General features: G+C 69.5%; 12 protein-coding genes. 3 read left to right on the top strand and 9 right to left on the bottom strand.

Annotation, left to right across the window (positions count from 1 at the left end; all coding sequences use genetic code 11):
* Nucleotides 1–19 precede the first annotated feature (19 nt).
* The 6 genes from BLR05_RS13740 to BLR05_RS13715 form a co-directional block, all read right to left on the bottom strand.
* On the bottom strand, nucleotides 20–982 hold the full coding sequence (locus BLR05_RS13740) for a toprim domain-containing protein (RefSeq protein WP_225979034.1): 963 nt from the start codon (nucleotides 980–982) through the stop codon (nucleotides 20–22).
* Nucleotides 983–1220: 238 nt separating this feature from the next.
* Nucleotides 1221–4055, bottom strand: a complete 2835-nt coding sequence (locus BLR05_RS13735) for an ATP-binding protein (protein WP_092835104.1) — start codon at nucleotides 4053–4055, stop codon at nucleotides 1221–1223.
* A 20-nt stretch (nucleotides 4056–4075) separates the two neighbouring features.
* Nucleotides 4076–4780: a hypothetical protein gene (locus BLR05_RS13730; RefSeq protein ID WP_092835102.1), complete on the bottom strand. Its 705-nt coding sequence runs from the start codon at nucleotides 4778–4780 to the stop codon at nucleotides 4076–4078.
* 73 nt (nucleotides 4781–4853) lie between these two features.
* Complete coding sequence (locus tag BLR05_RS13725) at nucleotides 4854–6281, bottom strand: hypothetical protein (protein WP_092835100.1); 1428 nt, start codon at nucleotides 6279–6281, stop codon at nucleotides 4854–4856.
* Nucleotides 6278–6994, bottom strand: a complete 717-nt coding sequence (locus tag BLR05_RS13720; RefSeq protein ID WP_092835266.1) for a 16S rRNA (uracil(1498)-N(3))-methyltransferase — start codon at nucleotides 6992–6994, stop codon at nucleotides 6278–6280. The genes BLR05_RS13725 and BLR05_RS13720 overlap by 4 nt, the downstream gene beginning before the upstream one ends.
* Nucleotides 6995–7060: 66 nt before the next feature.
* Complete coding sequence (locus BLR05_RS13715; RefSeq protein WP_092835098.1) at nucleotides 7061–8179, bottom strand: aminoglycoside phosphotransferase family protein; 1119 nt, start codon at nucleotides 8177–8179, stop codon at nucleotides 7061–7063.
* Between the two features lie 90 nt (nucleotides 8180–8269).
* Here BLR05_RS13715 and BLR05_RS13710 point away from each other — a divergent pair, with 90 nt between their 5' ends.
* From BLR05_RS13710 to rsmA, 3 genes are read left to right on the top strand one after another with little or no spacing between them, the layout of a single operon-like run.
* Nucleotides 8270–10726, top strand: a complete 2457-nt coding sequence (locus tag BLR05_RS13710) for an LPS-assembly protein LptD (protein ID WP_092835096.1) — start codon at nucleotides 8270–8272, stop codon at nucleotides 10724–10726.
* A 49-nt stretch (nucleotides 10727–10775) separates the two neighbouring features.
* The gene (locus BLR05_RS13705) at nucleotides 10776–12206 is read left to right on the top strand and encodes a peptidylprolyl isomerase (protein WP_092835094.1); all 1431 of its coding nucleotides are present in this window, start codon (nucleotides 10776–10778) and stop codon (nucleotides 12204–12206) included.
* Complete coding sequence (gene rsmA / locus BLR05_RS13700) at nucleotides 12203–12964, top strand: 16S rRNA (adenine(1518)-N(6)/adenine(1519)-N(6))-dimethyltransferase RsmA (protein WP_092835092.1); 762 nt, start codon at nucleotides 12203–12205, stop codon at nucleotides 12962–12964. Before BLR05_RS13705 ends, rsmA begins: the two co-directional genes overlap by 4 nt.
* Before the next feature lie 371 nt (nucleotides 12965–13335).
* Here rsmA and BLR05_RS13695 read toward each other — a convergent pair whose 3' ends face one another.
* The 3 genes from BLR05_RS13695 to BLR05_RS13685 all read right to left on the bottom strand — a co-directional run bounded on the left by BLR05_RS13695 (nucleotide 13336) and on the right by BLR05_RS13685 (nucleotide 16776).
* Nucleotides 13336–13761, bottom strand: a complete 426-nt coding sequence (locus BLR05_RS13695) for a barstar family protein (RefSeq protein ID WP_092835090.1) — start codon at nucleotides 13759–13761, stop codon at nucleotides 13336–13338.
* 142 nt (nucleotides 13762–13903) lie between these two features.
* The gene (locus BLR05_RS13690; protein WP_092835088.1) at nucleotides 13904–14308 is read right to left on the bottom strand and encodes a guanyl-specific ribonuclease; all 405 of its coding nucleotides are present in this window, start codon (nucleotides 14306–14308) and stop codon (nucleotides 13904–13906) included.
* 155 nt (nucleotides 14309–14463) lie between these two features.
* Complete coding sequence (locus tag BLR05_RS13685; RefSeq protein ID WP_092835086.1) at nucleotides 14464–16776, bottom strand: NADP-dependent malic enzyme; 2313 nt, start codon at nucleotides 16774–16776, stop codon at nucleotides 14464–14466.
* Between the last annotated feature and the right edge of the window lie 347 nt (nucleotides 16777–17123).

Below are 17123 nucleotides of genomic sequence, written 5' to 3'. Positions count from 1 at the left end.
GGGGCGCGGCAGCCGTTTTTCACAGCCAGGCCTCCTGTTCGGCCTTGCGGCCCAACTGCTCCAGCATGTCGCGCAGCCCGGCCACTGGCGCGGGCAGATCATTCCGCGTGGCCAGTCGGGCCAGCAAGGCGCGGTCGAAATCGTTCAGCGGCAGGGTGGGGCCGTTCTGCCACAGCTCAGGCTCCATCCGGTACGGTGACCATTCCAGCCCGCGCGCTGCCCACACGGCTCCTGCGGTCAGCGCGATATCGAGGCCGGCGGGGTCCGGATCGCAACTGATGAGCGCGGGCGCGGGTGCCCGGTCCAGCAGCCAGCCCAGTGCGCCGAGCCAGTCATCCGGGGGCCTGCCCGGAAGCCAGACCACGCAGGTTCCAGGGTCCGCCTGGATCACCTGCCGCTCGAAACTCGTGCGGTTTTCGATAAGCCAGTAACGCGAAGGAGCGCCCGCAATGTGCGTGTCCCCGGCCAATGTGCTCATCGGGAGGCCGCAAAAGCCCGCGGCGCCGACATCCATGCGCCCCTTCTCGGTTACCAATGCGAGGCTGCCGCCTAGCCAGAGAATGAATGCGAGTTTTTCGATGCCGAAGGCTTCGAGCGCGAAATGCGCTTCCAGCCATTTCCATTCGGACGGGGTGATGTCTTTGGTGCCCTGCCGTGCGTGCAGGGCGAAGTCCCGGCGTTTGCCGAAGCGCTGCTCGGCATGCCATGCCGCAAGCGCATGCAGCAGTTCGGCACGGCCTCTTAGCAGATCGGCGCTTTTCGTAGAGCCCAGGCAGCTGTCGATAGCCGGCTGAAGCCATAGATGGTCGTCCGCCAGGGCTGCCAGTTGCTGCCGGGTGTCGTCCCGCAGTGCCCGGCGCTCGTCCGATGTCCGGATGCCGCGGCTGGCCTGGAGCGCCGGAAGGTCGCGCCACTCCATCCGCTCGATCTGCCACGTGCCCCGCACGAGGCGCTCGCGGGCCACGACGGCGCCGGCTTCCACAAGGCACTCCAGCAGCGCCTCCGTGGAATCCAGCAGATCCTGCCCTGCCTCCTCGAGCAGTGTCTGCCAGCGCCGTCCTGCGGCATGGGAGACGAGCCAGCGCCCCAGCAGTGTTTCCTGGCGGGATGCCAGCGGAGGGAGCGCGGAGAACGGGGCGTCGCTCTCCCGTGTGCGGTTGCGGCCCCTGACGGTAGTGATGATGGCCATTCGCAACTCCGGCACGATGATCTTCCGCCGCCTATCCCGCCATCGGCTCCAGCTGCGGCACGCCGCGCCGCTTGGCCACGGCGATGGGCGGAGCCCAGCGCGAGCCCTGGGGCTTCTTGCTGGTCACGAGCGTGATCTCGGCCGGCTCGAACACTTCCAGGTTGTGGGTGATGGGGGTGGTCAGCACGTATTGCGCCTGGGTGGAGCGCAGGAAGTGACCCACCAGCTGGATGTTGCGCACGTCCAGATGGGCAAAGGGCTCGTCGATGAAGACGAAGCCGCCCGAGCCGCTTTCCTCGTCCTTGAGCAAGCCCACGAGCAGGATCAGCGACTTGATGACCTGCTGGCCGCCCGACGCCTCCCCGTCGTTCATGCCGATGCTGCCCTTGCCGTCGAACGCGAAATGCACCTTGAGCCCGGCCTGCGCGAGCACGGTATCGTCGTTCTCCAGCAGGGGCAGGTCGGCCGCCACCTCCACGCCTGCCAGGGCGCCGAGTTCCTGGATGTTCTTGCGGTAGCGTCGCACGGTGCTGCGCAGCACCTCGATATAGCTTTCGCGCGCGTTCATCACGGCCGTGCCGGCCTGGGCGTTCTTGACCTGGTGGTCCGACAGGCTTGAGGCCTGCTCGCGCACGGTGGCCTCCATGCGGCGGAAGCGCTCCTCCACGGTGGCGTCCTGTTCCCAGGTGCCCTGTTCCAGCTCCTGCTCGACGGCGGAAAGGCGCAGCTTCGCCTGGGTGTCGTTCACGTATTCGTCCACCAGAGCGCCCAGGACCTCGGCGGCCGTCCAGCGGGCAGGGAACTGGCGGCGCTGCTTCTGGCTGCGCGCCGCCGCATCCACATGGCCGCGGCGGCGCGCGGTCCATTCCTGCGCGGCGCGGTCGGTGTCGCCGCGCGAGCGCCGCAGCTGCTGCTCCAGCCGCTGGTGCTCGTCCGTGAAGGCCCGGTGGCGGTCGTGCGCGCGCGTGGCCTCGGCGTCCAGGCGCTGCCATCGCTGGGCCGCGGCGATGCGTGCCTGCCTGGCCGCCGGCAGTTCCTCGCGCGCCTGGGCGAACTCCTCGCTGCGGCGCGCCAGCTCTTCCGCGGCGCTGTGGCCTTCGAGCGCGCGGCGGGTATCGGTGACCTGGCGCTTCAATGCCATGAGCCGGTCGAGCACGGGCGCGAGCTGGCCGTCGATCTGTGCGAGGTCGCGCTCGGCGGCGGCGCGGCGCGCCTGCACGGCGGCAGCGCCGAACTGGTGGTCGCGCGGCTCCACCCACATGGATCGCGCACCGCGTCCGTCGTGCATGTAGGCCTGGGGGGTGATCCAGGTGCCGCCCAGGCGCTTGCCTTCACGCGGGTCGGCCACGCAGCGCAGTTGCTGCAACTGCTGCACCAGCCAGCGCGGCACGGGCGCGTTGAAGCGCACGTGCGCGAGCAGGGTGCCGGGCTCGCCGCGCAGCGGCTTCTCGCCGGGGCCGACCAGGTAATGGCGGTAGCGTTCGCGCTCGCCGATGTCGTAGGCCTCGGCGAGGTCGCTTTCCTTGTCGAGCAGCACCACCCAGCGGTGGCCGCGCAGCACGCCTTCGATCGCGGCGCGCCAGGCCTCGTCCGCCACCTCGATCACCTCGGCCACGAATTGGTGGCCGATCCCCTGGGCCGTGAGGCGCCTGCGGAACTGCTGCACTTCGGGTGGCAGGGGCGGCAGGGCCTGGCCTTCGAGCGCCTTGAGGGCGTCCTGCGCGATCCGGCGGCGCTGCTGCAGCGCGGAGCGCTCGTCCTGCGCGGCGGATTCCTGCTCCTGCAGCTGGCGCAGGTGGGCCTGCAGCTCGTCGGCGTTGCTGCCCTTGTCCACGAGCGCGAGCAGCTCGGCCTCGCGCTTGGCCAGTTGCTCGAGCGGGGCTTCGTGGCGCGTGGCGCCGTCCAGGGCCGAGCGCGCTTCATCGCGCTCGGCCCGCAGGCGCTCGGCATCGGCCTGGGAGCGGGTGCTTTCGTCCAGCAGCGTGAGCAGTCGCTTGTTCTGTGCGGCCTGCTCGGCCAGCGCGGCCCGGTGCTGTGTCTTCTGGCGGCGCAGTTCACGCGCCTGCTTCACCAGGCCTTCACGCTCGCCGTGCCAGCTGAGCACCGGCAGGACCTCGGTGCCCAGGCGCTCGCGCTCGGCCAGCTTGAGCTGCCAGGCCTTGTAGCTGGCGACGCGGTTCTGCAATTCGGACAGCTGCGTGCGGCTGTGGTCGAGCTCACGCTCGGCCTGCACCATCTCGCGCGAGAGCTGCTGCTGGTGCTCGCGCGCCTGGTCGTAGGCATCCAGCACCTGCTGGTCGCCGAACACGTCGAACACCAGCCGCAGCAGCTCGCGCGGGCTGAATTCGCACAGCCGGTCGGTCTGGCCCTGCTCGAGCGACAGCACGCGGGCGATCGCCGGGGACAGGCCGGCCGCGCCGAGCACGCGGCCCCAGGCTTCCACGCCCATGAAGCCGAGATCCTTCTCGGGCGCATCGCGCAGCTGCTCGATGGACACGTCGCCGTCGAGCAGGCAGTAGCGCCGCTGCCAGTCGCCGCCGTTCTTGTCGATGCGGCAGGCGAGCGTGACCTGGTCGGCATACAGCAGCCGGCGTGCGAAGGGCCGGCTGGAGGTCTGGCGTCCCTGCGGGCGGTTGTCCACCACTGCTCGCAGCCAGGCCGTTTGCGCGCCCGCGTGGCGTGCGTAGGTGCGGTAGTCGCGGGGGGCCGAGCAGCGCAGGCCCAGCAGTGTGCGCATGGCGTCCAGCAGCGTGGTCTTGCCCGAACCGTTGGGGCCGGCGATGGTGATGATGGAGGCGTCCAGCGGCAGTGCGACGCGCTGGCAGTAGTCCCAGTGGACGAGTTCGAGGGTTTGCAGGTGGAACATGGGCGGGTGGAGAGGCCCGTTCAGGCCGTGAGGGTCTCGGACCCGGAAGATGGGGCTGCTGCTGCGTCGGCAGCAGCGTCCGGCGCCGCCGGTGCCGCGGCGCGCTCGCCAGCGAGCACGTCGGCCAGGGCGCCGTCGAGGATGCGCGGCGCGAGCACGTCGTAGTCGAGCAGCACGTCCAGCAGCGGGCCTTCGCCGATCTCGTCCTGGCGCCGCGTGATGAAGCCGTGGCGCTCCAGCAGCTTGAGGTTGGCGTCCAGGCGCAGCTTCTTGCCGAGCTGGTTGCCATAGTCCTCCAGCAGCGTCTTGTACGACAGCACCGGGCTCACGAGACGCGCGGAGGGCAGGGGCTTGGCCCCGGGGAAGAAGTCGTTCTGGCCGTCGCCTTCGGCTTCGGTGCGGCTGGTCTGGCGCTCGCGCTTCGGCAGCACGATGAGTGCCCAGAGCACCACCAGCAGGGCCTGCGCGTCGCGCGGCAGGTCCAGGTTGTTGTTGGCGTTGAGCGCGCCTTCGCCCAGCACCGCGTTCTGCGCGGGCTGCAGCAGGGCGAGGCTGACGTGGTCGGCATAGATGCTGTCCACGAAGCGCAGGCCGGACTGCGCCAGGCGCTGCTCGATCTGGGCGAAGAGTTCGGCATCGACCAGCGCGCGCTTGACCCGCGGGTGGCTGCGCGGCAGCCAGCGGCGCGTGAGGAGTTCTGCGATCAGCAGGGCGGCGTCGTCCATGGGCAGCGGTCCATCCGAAAAAAGGCAGTCAGGAAAAGCGAACGAAAAACGGGGCAGGCAGCGGGCCGCGGCTTCAGCCGGCGGTGTCCGGCGGAGAGTCCGCGGGCACCAGCCGGCCCCGGCTCACCAGTTCCACCTGCGGGTGGTCCAGCGCCTGGATGGCGGCTTCCCACTCCACGCGCCAGGGCTGGCGCGCGAGCGCGCCGGTGGCGCCGGGCAGCACGCCGGCCTGGGGGTCGCCCAGCAGCGGCAGCAGCTGGGCCTTGTAGGCCACCTGGGCATAGCGGGCGGAATGAGGCTCCGCGCCGAGCAGCGCGGCGGCCACGTCGCGCGGGGCGCGGGGCTCCTCTCCGGGCGGCGCTTCGAGCATCCAGGCCGCCAGCAGGTCGGACAGATCGCCCAGTTCGCGCGGCAGGGCCACGGCGGCCAGCGTTCCGGCGGGCGCTTCCTGGGCGCCGGGCAGGTCTTCCGCAGGCCCCTGGGTGGGGCGGTCGCGCTCGAACTCGGCCTCGGTCACGTCCAGCAGTTCGTGTGGGGCCAGGGCGCACAGGCCGACCGGCACGGCCAGCGCGGTGTCGAGCAGCGCGGCGGGCTGGCGCAGCGTCTGCAGCCAGCGTTTCACGTCGGTGCTGGTGATGCCGGTGGTGCCGAGCGTCACGCGCTGGCGGTCCACCTGCTGCAGTGCGCGGTTGAACTGGCTGGCCATCGCCAGCAGGCGCGATTGCGCCTGGCCCAGCGCACGGGCCGCGCGTTCCATGGCGATGTGCCCGTGGGCATGGCCGATGATGGCCGTGATGGCGTCGGACGCCCGGTCGATCAGCACGGCCGCGCGGTCGTAGCGCTGGCGCGCCGCGCGCAGCCGGAACTCCGAACCGCTCGCGATCGCGTCGGCGAACTCGCCGTGCAGCCGGGTGAGCTGCGCCTGCAGCATCTGCAGCTGCCCGGCGTCGAGTGCCCCGAGCTGGTTCGCGCCCACCACCTGCCCGAGCAGCGCGGCCAGTTCGCCGCCTTCTGCGTCCTGCCCGGCCGTGTCGCCGCTGGCCAGCGGCGCCAGCAGGCCGGCCACGCGCTGCGCGAGGGGCGGTAGCGCATAGGCGCGCAGGCTGTCGTCCCAGGCCAGCAGGCCCACGTCGCGGAAGCGCTTGAGCACGGTGTCCAGCGCCTCGGGGCGCAGCGCGTGAAAGAGTTCATCGATGCGCTCGCGGGGCAGCTGCGACTCGCCCTGGCGGGCGAGCTGCAGGAACGCCCACAGGCGCAACTGCACCAGCGCGGCGGGGCCGTGGAACAGCCCGCTCAGCGCCTGCGACAGCTCCTGCTCGCGCGCGATGTGCCAGAGCAGGGGATCGTCCGTGGCGGCGTCCGAGTCGCGGAAGAAGTCGAACAGGGCGCCCGCCGACTCTTCCGGCCCGCCGGACAAGAGGACATCGGCATCCACCAAATCCGCCCAGGGGGTCTCGGTTCCTGAGATCGGGGCGGTGGGTTCCATGCGCGCCGCCGTCATGCGCACGCCAGCAGCGAAAGCGCCGCCACCGAAGCCGTCTCGGCGCGCAGCACGCGGGGGCCGAGGCTGGCGGGCAGGAAACCGCGCTCCAGGGCAAGGTCTTCCTCGTGCGGCGTGAGGCCGCCTTCCGGACCGTGCAGCACCTGCACGCAGGCAGCGCCCGCCGCGGCTTCGTGCAGCGGGCGGCAGCCCTCGCGCAGCGACAGCACCAGCCGCGCTGCATCGGGCAAGGGAGGCTGCCGCAGCCAGTCCGCCAGCGGCACGGGGGCTTCCACGAGCGGCACGCGATTGCGTCCGCACTGTTCGCACGCCGCCGCGGCGATCGCCTGCCAGTGCGCCTGCCGCTTGAGCGCCCGCTCTCCGGAGAGTTTGAGCACGCTGCGGGCCGCCGCCACGGGCTGGATGCGCGCCACGCCCAGTTCGGTGGCCTTCTCCACGAGCCAGTCCATGCGCTCGTTGGCCGGCATGCCCACGACGAGATGGACGCTGCGGCCGGCCTCGCGCTCCACCGGGGCGTGCGCGCCCACCATGACTTCGACATCGGAGCGGCCCATGCGCGCCACCGTGGCCGCGTACTCCCCGCCGCGTCCGTCGAACAGCCTGATCGCGTCGCCGGGCTGCAGGCGCAGGACCTGCACGTGGCGCGCGGCAGCAGGCGGGAGGGCCAGCGAGGCTCCGCAGGACAGCGGCTCGGGGCAATGGAAGCGGGGAATGTTCACGCTGGCGTCGTCGGTGGTTGCTGGTGATGGAGTGGGGAATGCGGCGGGGCGGCCATCCCTTCAGACCCGGCCGAAGGCGTAACCGGCCACGGCCTCGGTGCCCTCGATGGCGTCCACGAGCCGCAGCAGCGGCACGAGTTCGCGGTAGCGGCCGGCCGTGGAGCGGATGTAGCCGATGAAGCGGGGCGTGTCGGCCAGGTAACGGGGCTTGCCGTCGCGCAGCGTGAGCCGCGCGAAGATGCCGGCCACCTTCAGGTGGCGCTGCAGCCCCATCCATTCGACCGCGCGGTAGAACTCGCCGAAGTCGTTGCCCCAGCCGGAAGCGCTGCCGCTGCCGAGAATGCCCGCACGCCGGGCCTTCTCCCAGTAACGTACGGTAATGTCGATGACGAAATCCTCGTCCCAGCTGATGAAGGCATCGCGCAGCAGGCTGGCGATGTCGTAGGTGGCGGGGCCCCACACGGCGTCCTGGAAATCGAGCACGCCCAGGGGCGCGCCGGCCTCGGCCGGCACCATCAGGTTGCGCATCATGAAGTCGCGGTGCACATAGACCGAAGGCGCGGCGAGGTTGGCCGCGACGATGGCGTCGAACGCGCGTGCCAGGGTCGCCTGCTGCCCGTCGTCCAGCGACACGCCCCGGTGGCGCACCAGGTACCAGTCGGGAAACAGGGCCAGTTCGCGCCGCAGCAGCGCGGCGTCATAGGGCGGCAGCATGTCCGGCTTCGAGGCCTGCTGCCATTGCAGCAGCACGTCGGTGGCCTGCAGGTACCAGGCGTGGGCGTCGGCCGGGCGCGCGGCGTCGAGGCGCTCGATCACCGTTTCGCGACCCAGGTCGGACAGCAGCATGAAGCCATGGGCTTCGTCCCAGGCGAGGATCCGCGGTACGTTCAGGCCCGCTTCGGCCATCAGCCGCTCCACGTGCGCGAAGGGGCGGCAGTCCTCCTTGTCGGGCGGGGCGTCCATGACGATGCGGCTCGCGCCGTCCATGCCATCGATGCGCAGGTAGCGGCGGAAGCTCGCATCGGCGGAGGCGGGGCGCAGGCTGGACGGCACCAGGCCGTGCGCAACTGCCAGCGGAGCCAGCCATGCGTCGAAGGCGGCGCGGCGGGAGGGATCGGGCCACGCGACGGCGTGGGCTCCGGCATCGGCAGCCGGGGGAAGGGGACGGGGGTGGCTCATGGATAATCCGATTTTACAAACCCGGCCTCTCCCGTCCGGGTGGCCTGCGGTGCCCGCTCCGAGCGGGCGCGCCGCCGACCGGTTGAATCCATGGACCTTTCTTCCTTGCCCGATCCTTTCCGACCGACGCATTCCCGCCTGTCCGCCCGCCGCCGGGGCCGTGCCGAACCCCCGAGGTTCGAGCAGCGGGCGCTGGCCCGCCTGGCCGCCTGGATGGTGTGCGGCCTGCCGCTGGCGGCGCTCGCGCAGACCGAATCCGGCCCCACGGCCGAGTCCACACCCGCCCTGCGGTCCAGCCCGCTGCTGCAGGAGAGGATTCCCGAGGACGTGCGGCCGAAGCTGCCGATCTTCGTGCGGGGCGACCACGTCTCCGGCCAGCCCGACATCAACGCGACCGTCGAGGGCAACGCCGAGCTGCGGCGCGGCGACACCATCATCCACGCCGACCGGCTCGACTACGCGGTGCCCGACGACCTCGCCAAGGCGCGCGGCAACGTGCGCATCAACCGCGCCGGCAACGTGTACGAGGGCTCGGTGCTCGAGCTGCAGGTGGACGCGTTCTCGGGGTTCTTCGACGACGCCAGCTACCGCTTCCTCGCGAACGGCGCCTATGGCGACGCGCGCCGCGTGGACTTCATCGACCGCGACCGCGCGGTGGTCCACGAAGCCACCTACACCACCTGCCAGAAGGACGACGAGTCCACCTGGAAGCCGGCCTGGATCGTGCGGGCCCGCAGCATCAAGATCGACAACGCCGAACAGGTGGGCACGGCCGAAGGGGGCGTGCTGGAGTTCCAGGGCGTGCCCGTCCTGCCGGTGCCCGGCAGCTTCACGTTCCCGCTGTCGGACAAGCGCAAGACCGGCCTGCTGCCGCCCACCGTGGGCATCGACAGCGTGAGCGGTGTCGTGTATTCGCAGCCCTACTACTGGAACATCGCGCCCAACCGGGATGCCACCATCACGCCCACGGTCATGTCCAAGCGTGGCGTCAGCACCAGCGGCGAATTCCGCTACCTGGAACCGACCTACAACGGCGAGATACGGGGCGACTACATGCCCTCTGACCGGCTGCGCAACCGCGACCGCTGGGCGCTGGGCCTGAAGCACCGCGGCACCTTCGACACCGGCATCGGCGGCATCGGCCTGAACGTGGATGCGACGCGCGTGAGCGACGACAACTACTGGCGCGACTTCAGCACCCGGACCAACGGCGGCATCAGCCAGCTCACGCAGCGTCTGCTGCCGGCGGATGCGTCCCTGTCCTGGGGCGGCTATGACATGTCGCTGAGCCTGCGCACCCTCAAGTGGCAGGTACTGCAGGACGTGAACGCGCCCATCGTGCCGCCCTACGACCGCATGCCCCAGATCCATTGGGGCTACACGCCGTCGTCGCTGCCCGGCGGCTTCGACGCCAGCGTCGAGGCCGACTACACCGACTTCCGCGCGGACCGTGCGCTCACCGGCCAGCCCAATGCCCGCCGCAGCTATACCATGGCGCAGTTCAGCCGGCCGTTCCTGGCGCCGGGCGGGTTCGTCACGCCGCGCGTGCAGTTCCACGCCACGCAGTACGACTTCGACAGTGCCCTCACGGCGACCGGGCGGCGCACGGCATCGCGCGCTCTGCCCACCTTCAGCCTGGACAGCGGCCTCGTGTTCGAGCGCGACGCGCGCTACTTCGGCCGCAACTTCGTGCAGACCCTGGAGCCGCGGGCCTTCTACACCTACACGCCGTACCGCGACCAGAGCATGATCCCGGTGTACGACACGGCGGCGAACGACTTCAACTTCGCGACCATCTACACCGAGAACGGCTACAGCGGCAACGACCGCATCGCCGACAACAACCTGCTCACGCTGGGCGTCACCACCCGCCTGCTGGACCCCGACGACGGCGGCGAGGCGGCCCGCTTCGGCATCGCCCAGCGCCTGCGCTTCAGCGACCAGAACGTGGTCATGCCGGGCGAGGCGCCCGTGAGCGAGCGGCTGTCGGACGTGCTGTTGGGTGCCGGCATCAACTGGACGCGCCAGTGGGGCTTCGACTCCACCGTGCAGTACAACCCCAAGACCGGCCGCTCCATCCGGTCCACCGTCGGCGCGCGCTACAACCCCAGCGACTACCGCGTCATCAACGCGGCCTACCGCTTCCAGCGGGGCACCAGCGAGCAGATCGACGTGGGCTGGCAGTGGCCCATCAACGACCTCTGGGGCGACAAGGGACAGAACCTCGGCCCGGGCCGCGGGCAGGGCGGGGGGCGCTGGTATTCCGTCGGCCGCCTGAACTACAGCCTGCAGGACCGCAAGCTCGTGGACACGGTGATCGGCTTCGAATACGACAGCTGCTGCTGGATCGGGCGCGTGGTGCTCGAGCGCCTGCAGAGCAGCGTGACTACGGCCACCACCCGGCTGCTCTTCCAGATCGAGTTCGTGGGCTTCTCCCGGCTCTCGCTGGGATCCGATCCGATCCAGACGCTCAAGCAGAACATCCCGCGCTACCAGTACCTGCGCGAGCCGGTGCCCGCGCCGAGCCGTTTCACGAACTACGACTGACGGCCACCGTCCAAGACCCATCGCCCCGATCCGCATCCGACGCTTTTCCATGAACCACCGAGCATTCATCCTGGGCCTCGCGGGCTTCGCCTCCGCCATCGTTTCCGTCGCGCCCGCGGGGGCGCAGGGACTGCGCGTGCCCGGCGGCACGGGGCTGTCGGCACCGGCGGCCTCGCCATCGCTGCGCGCCGCCCCCCAGATCACGCTGCCGGACCCCGGCCCCTCCGCGCGTGGCGCCGAAGCGGCCCGGCAGGCCGACTACATCGTCGCCGTCGTGAACACCGAACCGATCACCAACAACGAGGTGCAGGCCCGCCTGGCGCGCGTGGAGCACCAGCTGGCCGCCCAGGGCGGAGAGCGGCCGCCGCGGCAGGTGATCGCCCGCGAAGTGCTCGAGCGCCTGATCAACGAGAAGATCCAGGTGCAGATGGCCGCCGAGGGCGGCATCAAGGTGGACGACTACGCCGTCTCCCAGGCCGAGCAGTCCGTGGCCCGCCAGAACAGCGTGAGCATCTCCGAAATGCACCGCCGCCTCGCGGCCGACGGCATCAGCCCGGAGCGCTTCCGCAGCGAGTTGCGCAACCAGCTGCTGATCCAGCGGCTGCGCGAGCGCGATGTCGAATCGCGCGTGCGCGTGAGCGACCTCGACGTGGACCAGTACATGCGCGACCAGCAGCAGTCCGCGATGTCCGATCCGTCCAAGATCGAACTGAACCTCGCACACATCCTCGTCTCCGTGCCCGAGAACGCCACCCCGGACGTGGTGGAGCAGCGCCGCCAGCGCGCGCAGCAGGCCGCCGACCGCGTGCGGGCCGGCGAGGACTTCGCCAAGGTGGCGCGTGAACTCTCCGACGCCCCCGAGGCCTCCCTCGGCGGCGAACTGGGCCTGCGCCCGGCCGACCGCTACCCGGACCTCTTCCTGCGGACCGTCCAGCAGGTGCCCGTCGGCGGCATCGCCGGTCCGGTGCGCTCGCCCGCCGGTTTCCACGTGCTGCGGGTGGTCGAACGCTCGCGCGCGGGCATTCCCTCCACGGCCCTGCAGACCCATGTCCGCCACATCCTGCTGCGCACCGGACCGCAGCTGACCGAGGCCGCGGCCGCGGAGCGGCTGGCCGAGTACCGCCGCCGCATCCTGTCGGGCCAGGCCGATTTCGCCACGCTCGCGCGCGAGCACTCCCAGGACGGCAGCGCCAAGCAGGGCGGCGACCTCGGCTGGGCCGGCCCCGGCCGCTACGTGCCGGAGTTCGAGGAGGCGGTGGAAGGGCTCAAGCCGGACGAGATCAGCCAGCCCGTCGTGTCGCGCTTCGGCGTGCACTTGATCCAGCTGCTGGAGCGGCGCGAGGCCAAGCTCACCCAGCGCGAGCAGCGCGACGTGGTGCGCGATGCCGTGCGCGAGAAGAAACTCGAGGAAGCCTTCACCAACTGGGCCCAGGAAGCCCGTGCCCGCGCCTACGTGGAATACCGCGACGCGCCGCAATGAAGCACATCCCGCGTAAGCGCTTCGGCCAGCACTTCCTGGCCGACCATGCCATCATCGACGCCATCGTCCGCGCCATCGCGCCGGCGCCCGGCCAGCCGATGGTGGAGATCGGCCCGGGCCTCGCCGCGCTCACGCAGCCGCTGGTCGAGCGGCTCGGCCGCCTGACGGTGGTGGAGCTGGACCGGGACCTTGCGCAGCGCCTGCGCGGCCATGGCCAGCTCGACGTGATCGAGTCCGACGTGCTCAAGGTGGATTTTTCCGCCGTGGCCACGCACCTGGGCACGCCCCGCATCCGGATCGTGGGCAACCTGCCCTACAACATCTCCACCCCCATCCTCTTCCACCTGCTAGAGCACGTGGGCGTCGTCGAAGACCAGCACTTCATGCTGCAGAAGGAGGTCATCGACCGCATGGTGGCGCAACCGTCCACCAGCGACTATGGCCGCCTTTCGGTGATGCTGCAATGGCGCTACGCCATGGAAGACGTGCTCTTCGTGCCGCCGGAGAGCTTCGACCCGCCCCCGCGCGTGGACAGCGCCGTCGTGCGCATGGTGCCCCATGCTACCCCCGCGCCGGTCGTGCCCCAGTTGCTCGAGGAACTCGTGCAGGTGGCCTTCAGCCAGCGCCGCAAGCTGCTGCGCCACACCCTCGGCCGCTGGCTCGAAGCCCGCCAGTTCACCGGCACCTTCGACACCCAGCGCCGCGCCGAGGAAGTCCCCGTGGCCGACTACGTGGCCCTGGCGCAGGCCTGCGCTTGAAGTCCTGTTCTAGTTACCCCGCCGCAAGGTGTTGTCACTGCGCTTGGAAACCGGCGCGGCCCAGGCCAGAGACACCGCGCAAGGGCCGCCCCGCCGCGCTGGTGTCGTCCCCCTTCCCGTAGCGCGAAGCGCGTAGAGAGAAGGGGGAAGGTGCGTTAGCGCCTCAGGGGGTAGAGCCGAATGTCAGGCAGCAGCGAGCCAGTACCCCGCATTGAACGGGCTGCTCATGCGCAGCGCGAGCGGGGAAACGTCCACGAGCTTGTCGGTGGGCATTTTCTCGGCGCCTGGGGCGAGAGCGATCTGGATGGGCTCCGCGGCGGCCTCTTTAGCCTCGTTCGCCCGTTCTGCTTGGCTGGTGGATGCAGAACGGGCTACAGAAAAGAATAGAAGCATCGGAAGGCTATCTTGCGGTCGCCCCAATAGTCCGCCGCTTCACGGAAGATGTCCAGGAGCTGCTCGCGCGCTTCCTTGTCGAACTTCACGGTCGTGGGTATCTGCTCCAGCACCACGATGAAGCCGGGCTGCGGGCCCGATTTATGCAAGGGGTCGGTCATGCAGTCGTACAGCGCATCGAAGTTCTTGCCGAAATGCGCGGGGAACATGAACTGGCTGGCGATGAGTTCCAGGACGTCCTGCTTGGTCTGCGCGTGCGCGAGGTTCGCATAGAGGAAGTGCTGGCCCAGCGCCTGGGCGGAGGCCTGCAGATCCTGCACGCGGAAGGCCCGGATCGACTGCACGATGTTCGGGCGCACGCCGCGCAGTGGGTTTTCCTGGTCGTTACGAAGTGGCATTTCCATCTCCGCTGCTCTTTCTTTATGTAGTCACCAATGAGGAATATCGCCGGAAACCGCCCGGATGGCACGGTTTCTCGGGAAAAGAGTCGGCAGGCCTGCGATCGTTCAGTGCATCGGCTCCTGCCCGCTGGGCTCGGAGGCCAAGTCATTCCACGATCTTCCGAAAGCTCGCGTAGTGGTCGCTGGTGTAATAGCAGGCGTCCGGCGTGCGCGGAGTGCCGCCGCATACGATCCGCCGTGCACCACGGTTGCTCGCTCCCGGCGTCCTGACGGTGTATTCCCGGTAGTAGCCCCGCTTGTGCGGGGGCAACAGGCGTTCCCGGTTGCCAAAGACGCTGCCGTCCTTGTCGTGGGGGAAGGGGCCGCCTTCGCGGATGAGACTGAAGGTGGCGCGTCCTTGCGGGGGAAGTTCGGCCAATGCGATGGTGTCGGTTCCGCCCGGGGACGGAGCATTCCGGGCTTCCCCCGTGAGAGGGGCCAGAACGAACGCGGCACCCAGAGCGTATGCAATACCTGCCGTGTACGCCCGGATGGCGATGGCCTTCAGCATCAACTACACCTTTCAGAAACTGCGGGTTTACCCGAAATTTCGAGCCAGTAGTGTGACGTAAAGACCCCCAAAAAGCAAGCGCCTGCCCAAAAAATGGGCAGGCGCCGGAGGGGGACATGGCGCTTTTAAGTTAGCGCTCGCTATGGCCGGGCGGTTCAGCGTGCGGCATTGGCGTCGGCCACCGTCAGGGCTGTCATATTGACGATACGGCGCACGGTCGCGCTGGCCGTGAGGACATGCACCGGCTCGGCCGCGCCGAGCAGCACCGGGCCGATGGCGATGCCGCCGCCGGCCGCCGTCTTGAGCAGGTTGTAGGAAATGTTGGCGGCGTCGATGTTGGGCAGGACCAGCAGGTTGGCGCTGCCGGCCAGCGTGCTGTGCGGCATCACCTGGGTGCGCAGGGCGGCGTCCAGTGCCACGTCGCCGTGCATCTCGCCGTCCACTTCCAGCCAGGGAGCCTGCACGCGCAGCAGATCCAGCGTCTGGCGCATCTTCACCGCGCTGGGCTGGCTGCTGGAGCCGAAGTTGGAGTGCGACAGCAGCGCGGCCTTGGGCTTGATGCCGAAACGCATCATTTCCTCGGCCGCCATCACGGTGATCTCGGCGAGCTGTTCGGCCGTGGGGTCGTAGTTGACATGCGTGTCCACCAGGAAGACCTGGCGGTCGGGCAGCAGCAGGCCGTTCATGCAGGCGTAGGTGTTCACGCCGGCGCGCTTGCCGATCACCTGGTCGATGTAGTTCAGGTGGTGTGCGGTATGGCCCCAGGTGCCGCAGATCATGCCGTCCACCTCGCCCTTGTGCAGCAGCATGGAGGCGATCAGCGCCAGGCGGCGGCGCATCTCGATCTTGGCGATGGGCACGGTGATGCCCTTGCGCTCCGTCATGCGGTGGTAGGTCTGCCAGAAGTCGCGGTAGCGGTGGTCGTTCTCGACGTTCACCACGTCGTAGTCCACGCCTTCCCTCAGGCGCAGGCCGAACTTCTCGACGCGCTGGGCGATGATGGCCGGGCGGCCGATCAGGGTGGGGCGGGCGATCTTCTCGTCCACCACGATCTGCGCCGCGCGCAGCACGCGCTCTTCCTCGCCCTCGGCATAGGCCACGCGCTTCTTGGCGGCCATCTTCGCGGCATTGACGATCGGCTTCATCATCGTGCCGGAGGCATAGACGAAAGTCTGCAGGTGGTCGCGGTAGGCGTCCATGTCGGCGATGGGCTGCTGGGCCACGCCGCTGTCCGCCGCGGCCTGGGCGACGGCCGGCGCGATCTTGATCATCAGGCGCGGGTCGAACGGCTTGGGGATCAGGTATTCGGGGCCGAAGGCCAGGGGCTCGCCCACGTACGCTGCCGCCACCACCTCGCTCTGCTCGGCCTGGGCCAGCTCGGCGATGGCGTGCACCGCGGCGATCTCCATCTCCAGCGTGATCGTGGTCGCGCCGCAGTCGAGCGCGCCGCGGAAGATGTACGGGAAGCACAGGACGTTGTTGACCTGGTTCGGGTAGTCCGTGCGGCCCGTGGCCATGACCACGTCGCCGCGCACCGCATGGGCGTCCTCGGGCGTGATTTCCGGATTGGGGTTGGCCAGCGCGAAGATGACCGGGCGCGCGGCCATCCTGGCCACCATCGCGGGCTTGAGCACGCCGCCGGCCGACAGGCCCAGGAACACGTCCGCGCCTTCGATGACTTCGGCCAGGGTGCGGGCGTCGGTCTTCTGGGCGAACTGGATCTTGTCCTCGTCCATCAGCTCGGTGCGGCCTTCATGGACCACGCCGGCCAGGTCGGTGACGAACACGTTCTCGCGCTTGAGGCCCACCTTCAGCAGCAGGTTCAGGCAGGCGAGCGCCGCGGCGCCCGCGCCCGAGGTGACCAGGCGCACTTCGCCGATGTCCTTGCCCACCACCTTCAGGGCGTTGAGCATGGCCGCGGCCACCGTGATGGCGGTGCCGTGCTGGTCGTCGTGGAAGACGGGGATGTTCAGGCGCTTGCGCAGCTCGCGCTCCACGTAGAAGCAGTCGGGGGCCTTGATGTCCTCGAGGTTGATGGCGCCGAAGGTGGGCTCCAGCGCGGCGATGACCTCGACGAGCTTTGCCGGGTCCTTCTCGTTGATCTCGATGTCGAACACATCGACGCCGGCGAACTTCTTGAAGAGGACGCCCTTGCCCTCCATGACAGGCTTGGAGGCCAGCGCGCCGATGTCGCCCAGGCCGAGGACGGCCGTGCCGTTGGAGATCACGCCCACCAGGTTGCCGCGCGCGGTGTAGCGGAAGGCGGCGGCGGGGTCCTTGACGATCTCTTCGCAGGGTGCGGCCACGCCTGGCGAGTAGGCCAGCGCCAGGTCGTGCTGGTTGACCATCTGCTTGGTGGCGGCGATGGCGATCTTTCCCGGCTTCGGAAACTCGTGGTATTCGAGGGCCGCTTGGCGCAGCAGGGCGCGTTTGTCAGGCGTGGCGTTGACCGGGGGGGTATCGGACATCAAGGGGTCTCCAGCTCTGTGAAGGGCTGCCGGACCTCGCCAGGGAGCGGGTGCTCCATGACGGGCCGGCGTTTTAGGGTGTGAGATTGTAGTCAGCCTGCCGTAGAAACCCTGGTAAGGAATTCTGCTTAACCAGGGTGAAGCACCCATGACCTGGCAACGCAGCGCCGGACCGACGGGTATGGGTGGGACGCAACGGTTCTGCCGCGCCACCCGACCTTTTTTTGTGCCGTCCCTGTTATTTTTGAATCAAGTGTTTTCCAACTGACGGGTTTTGCAGCGATTTGCCGCAATCCGCAGCGAAACTTCGCGCCTGCAGCCAAATGCGCTCCGGAGGCTCAGGCCTC

It is taken from the genome of Paracidovorax cattleyae (genome assembly GCF_900104515.1).
GTDB lineage: Bacteria > Pseudomonadota > Gammaproteobacteria > Burkholderiales > Burkholderiaceae_C > Paracidovorax > Paracidovorax cattleyae.
The sequence above is the reverse complement of the archived record's forward strand: the minus strand, read 5'-3'. Positions and strand labels throughout refer to the sequence as shown.

What these genes read in the sequence shown, in the direction of transcription:
- BLR05_RS13710 (WP_092835096.1), top strand. Translation starts at nt 8,270, where the DNA reads ATGGACCTTTCTTCCTTGCCCGATCCTTTCCGACCGACGCATTCCCGC.
- BLR05_RS13695 (WP_092835090.1), bottom strand. Translation starts at nt 13,761, where the DNA reads ATGGAAATGCCACTTCGTAACGACCAGGAAAACCCACTGCGCGGCGTG.
- BLR05_RS13690 (WP_092835088.1), bottom strand. Translation starts at nt 14,308, where the DNA reads ATGCTGAAGGCCATCGCCATCCGGGCGTACACGGCAGGTATTGCATAC.
- rsmA (WP_092835092.1), top strand. Translation starts at nt 12,203, where the DNA reads ATGAAGCACATCCCGCGTAAGCGCTTCGGCCAGCACTTCCTGGCCGAC.
- BLR05_RS13705 (WP_092835094.1), top strand. Translation starts at nt 10,776, where the DNA reads ATGAACCACCGAGCATTCATCCTGGGCCTCGCGGGCTTCGCCTCCGCC.
- BLR05_RS13685 (WP_092835086.1), bottom strand. Translation starts at nt 16,776, where the DNA reads ATGTCCGATACCCCCCCGGTCAACGCCACGCCTGACAAACGCGCCCTG.
- BLR05_RS13715 (WP_092835098.1), bottom strand. Translation starts at nt 8,179, where the DNA reads ATGAGCCACCCCCGTCCCCTTCCCCCGGCTGCCGATGCCGGAGCCCAC.
- BLR05_RS13730 (WP_092835102.1), bottom strand. Translation starts at nt 4,780, where the DNA reads ATGGACGACGCCGCCCTGCTGATCGCAGAACTCCTCACGCGCCGCTGG.
- BLR05_RS13735 (WP_092835104.1), bottom strand. Translation starts at nt 4,055, where the DNA reads ATGTTCCACCTGCAAACCCTCGAACTCGTCCACTGGGACTACTGCCAG.
- BLR05_RS13725 (WP_092835100.1), bottom strand. Translation starts at nt 6,281, where the DNA reads ATGACGGCGGCGCGCATGGAACCCACCGCCCCGATCTCAGGAACCGAG.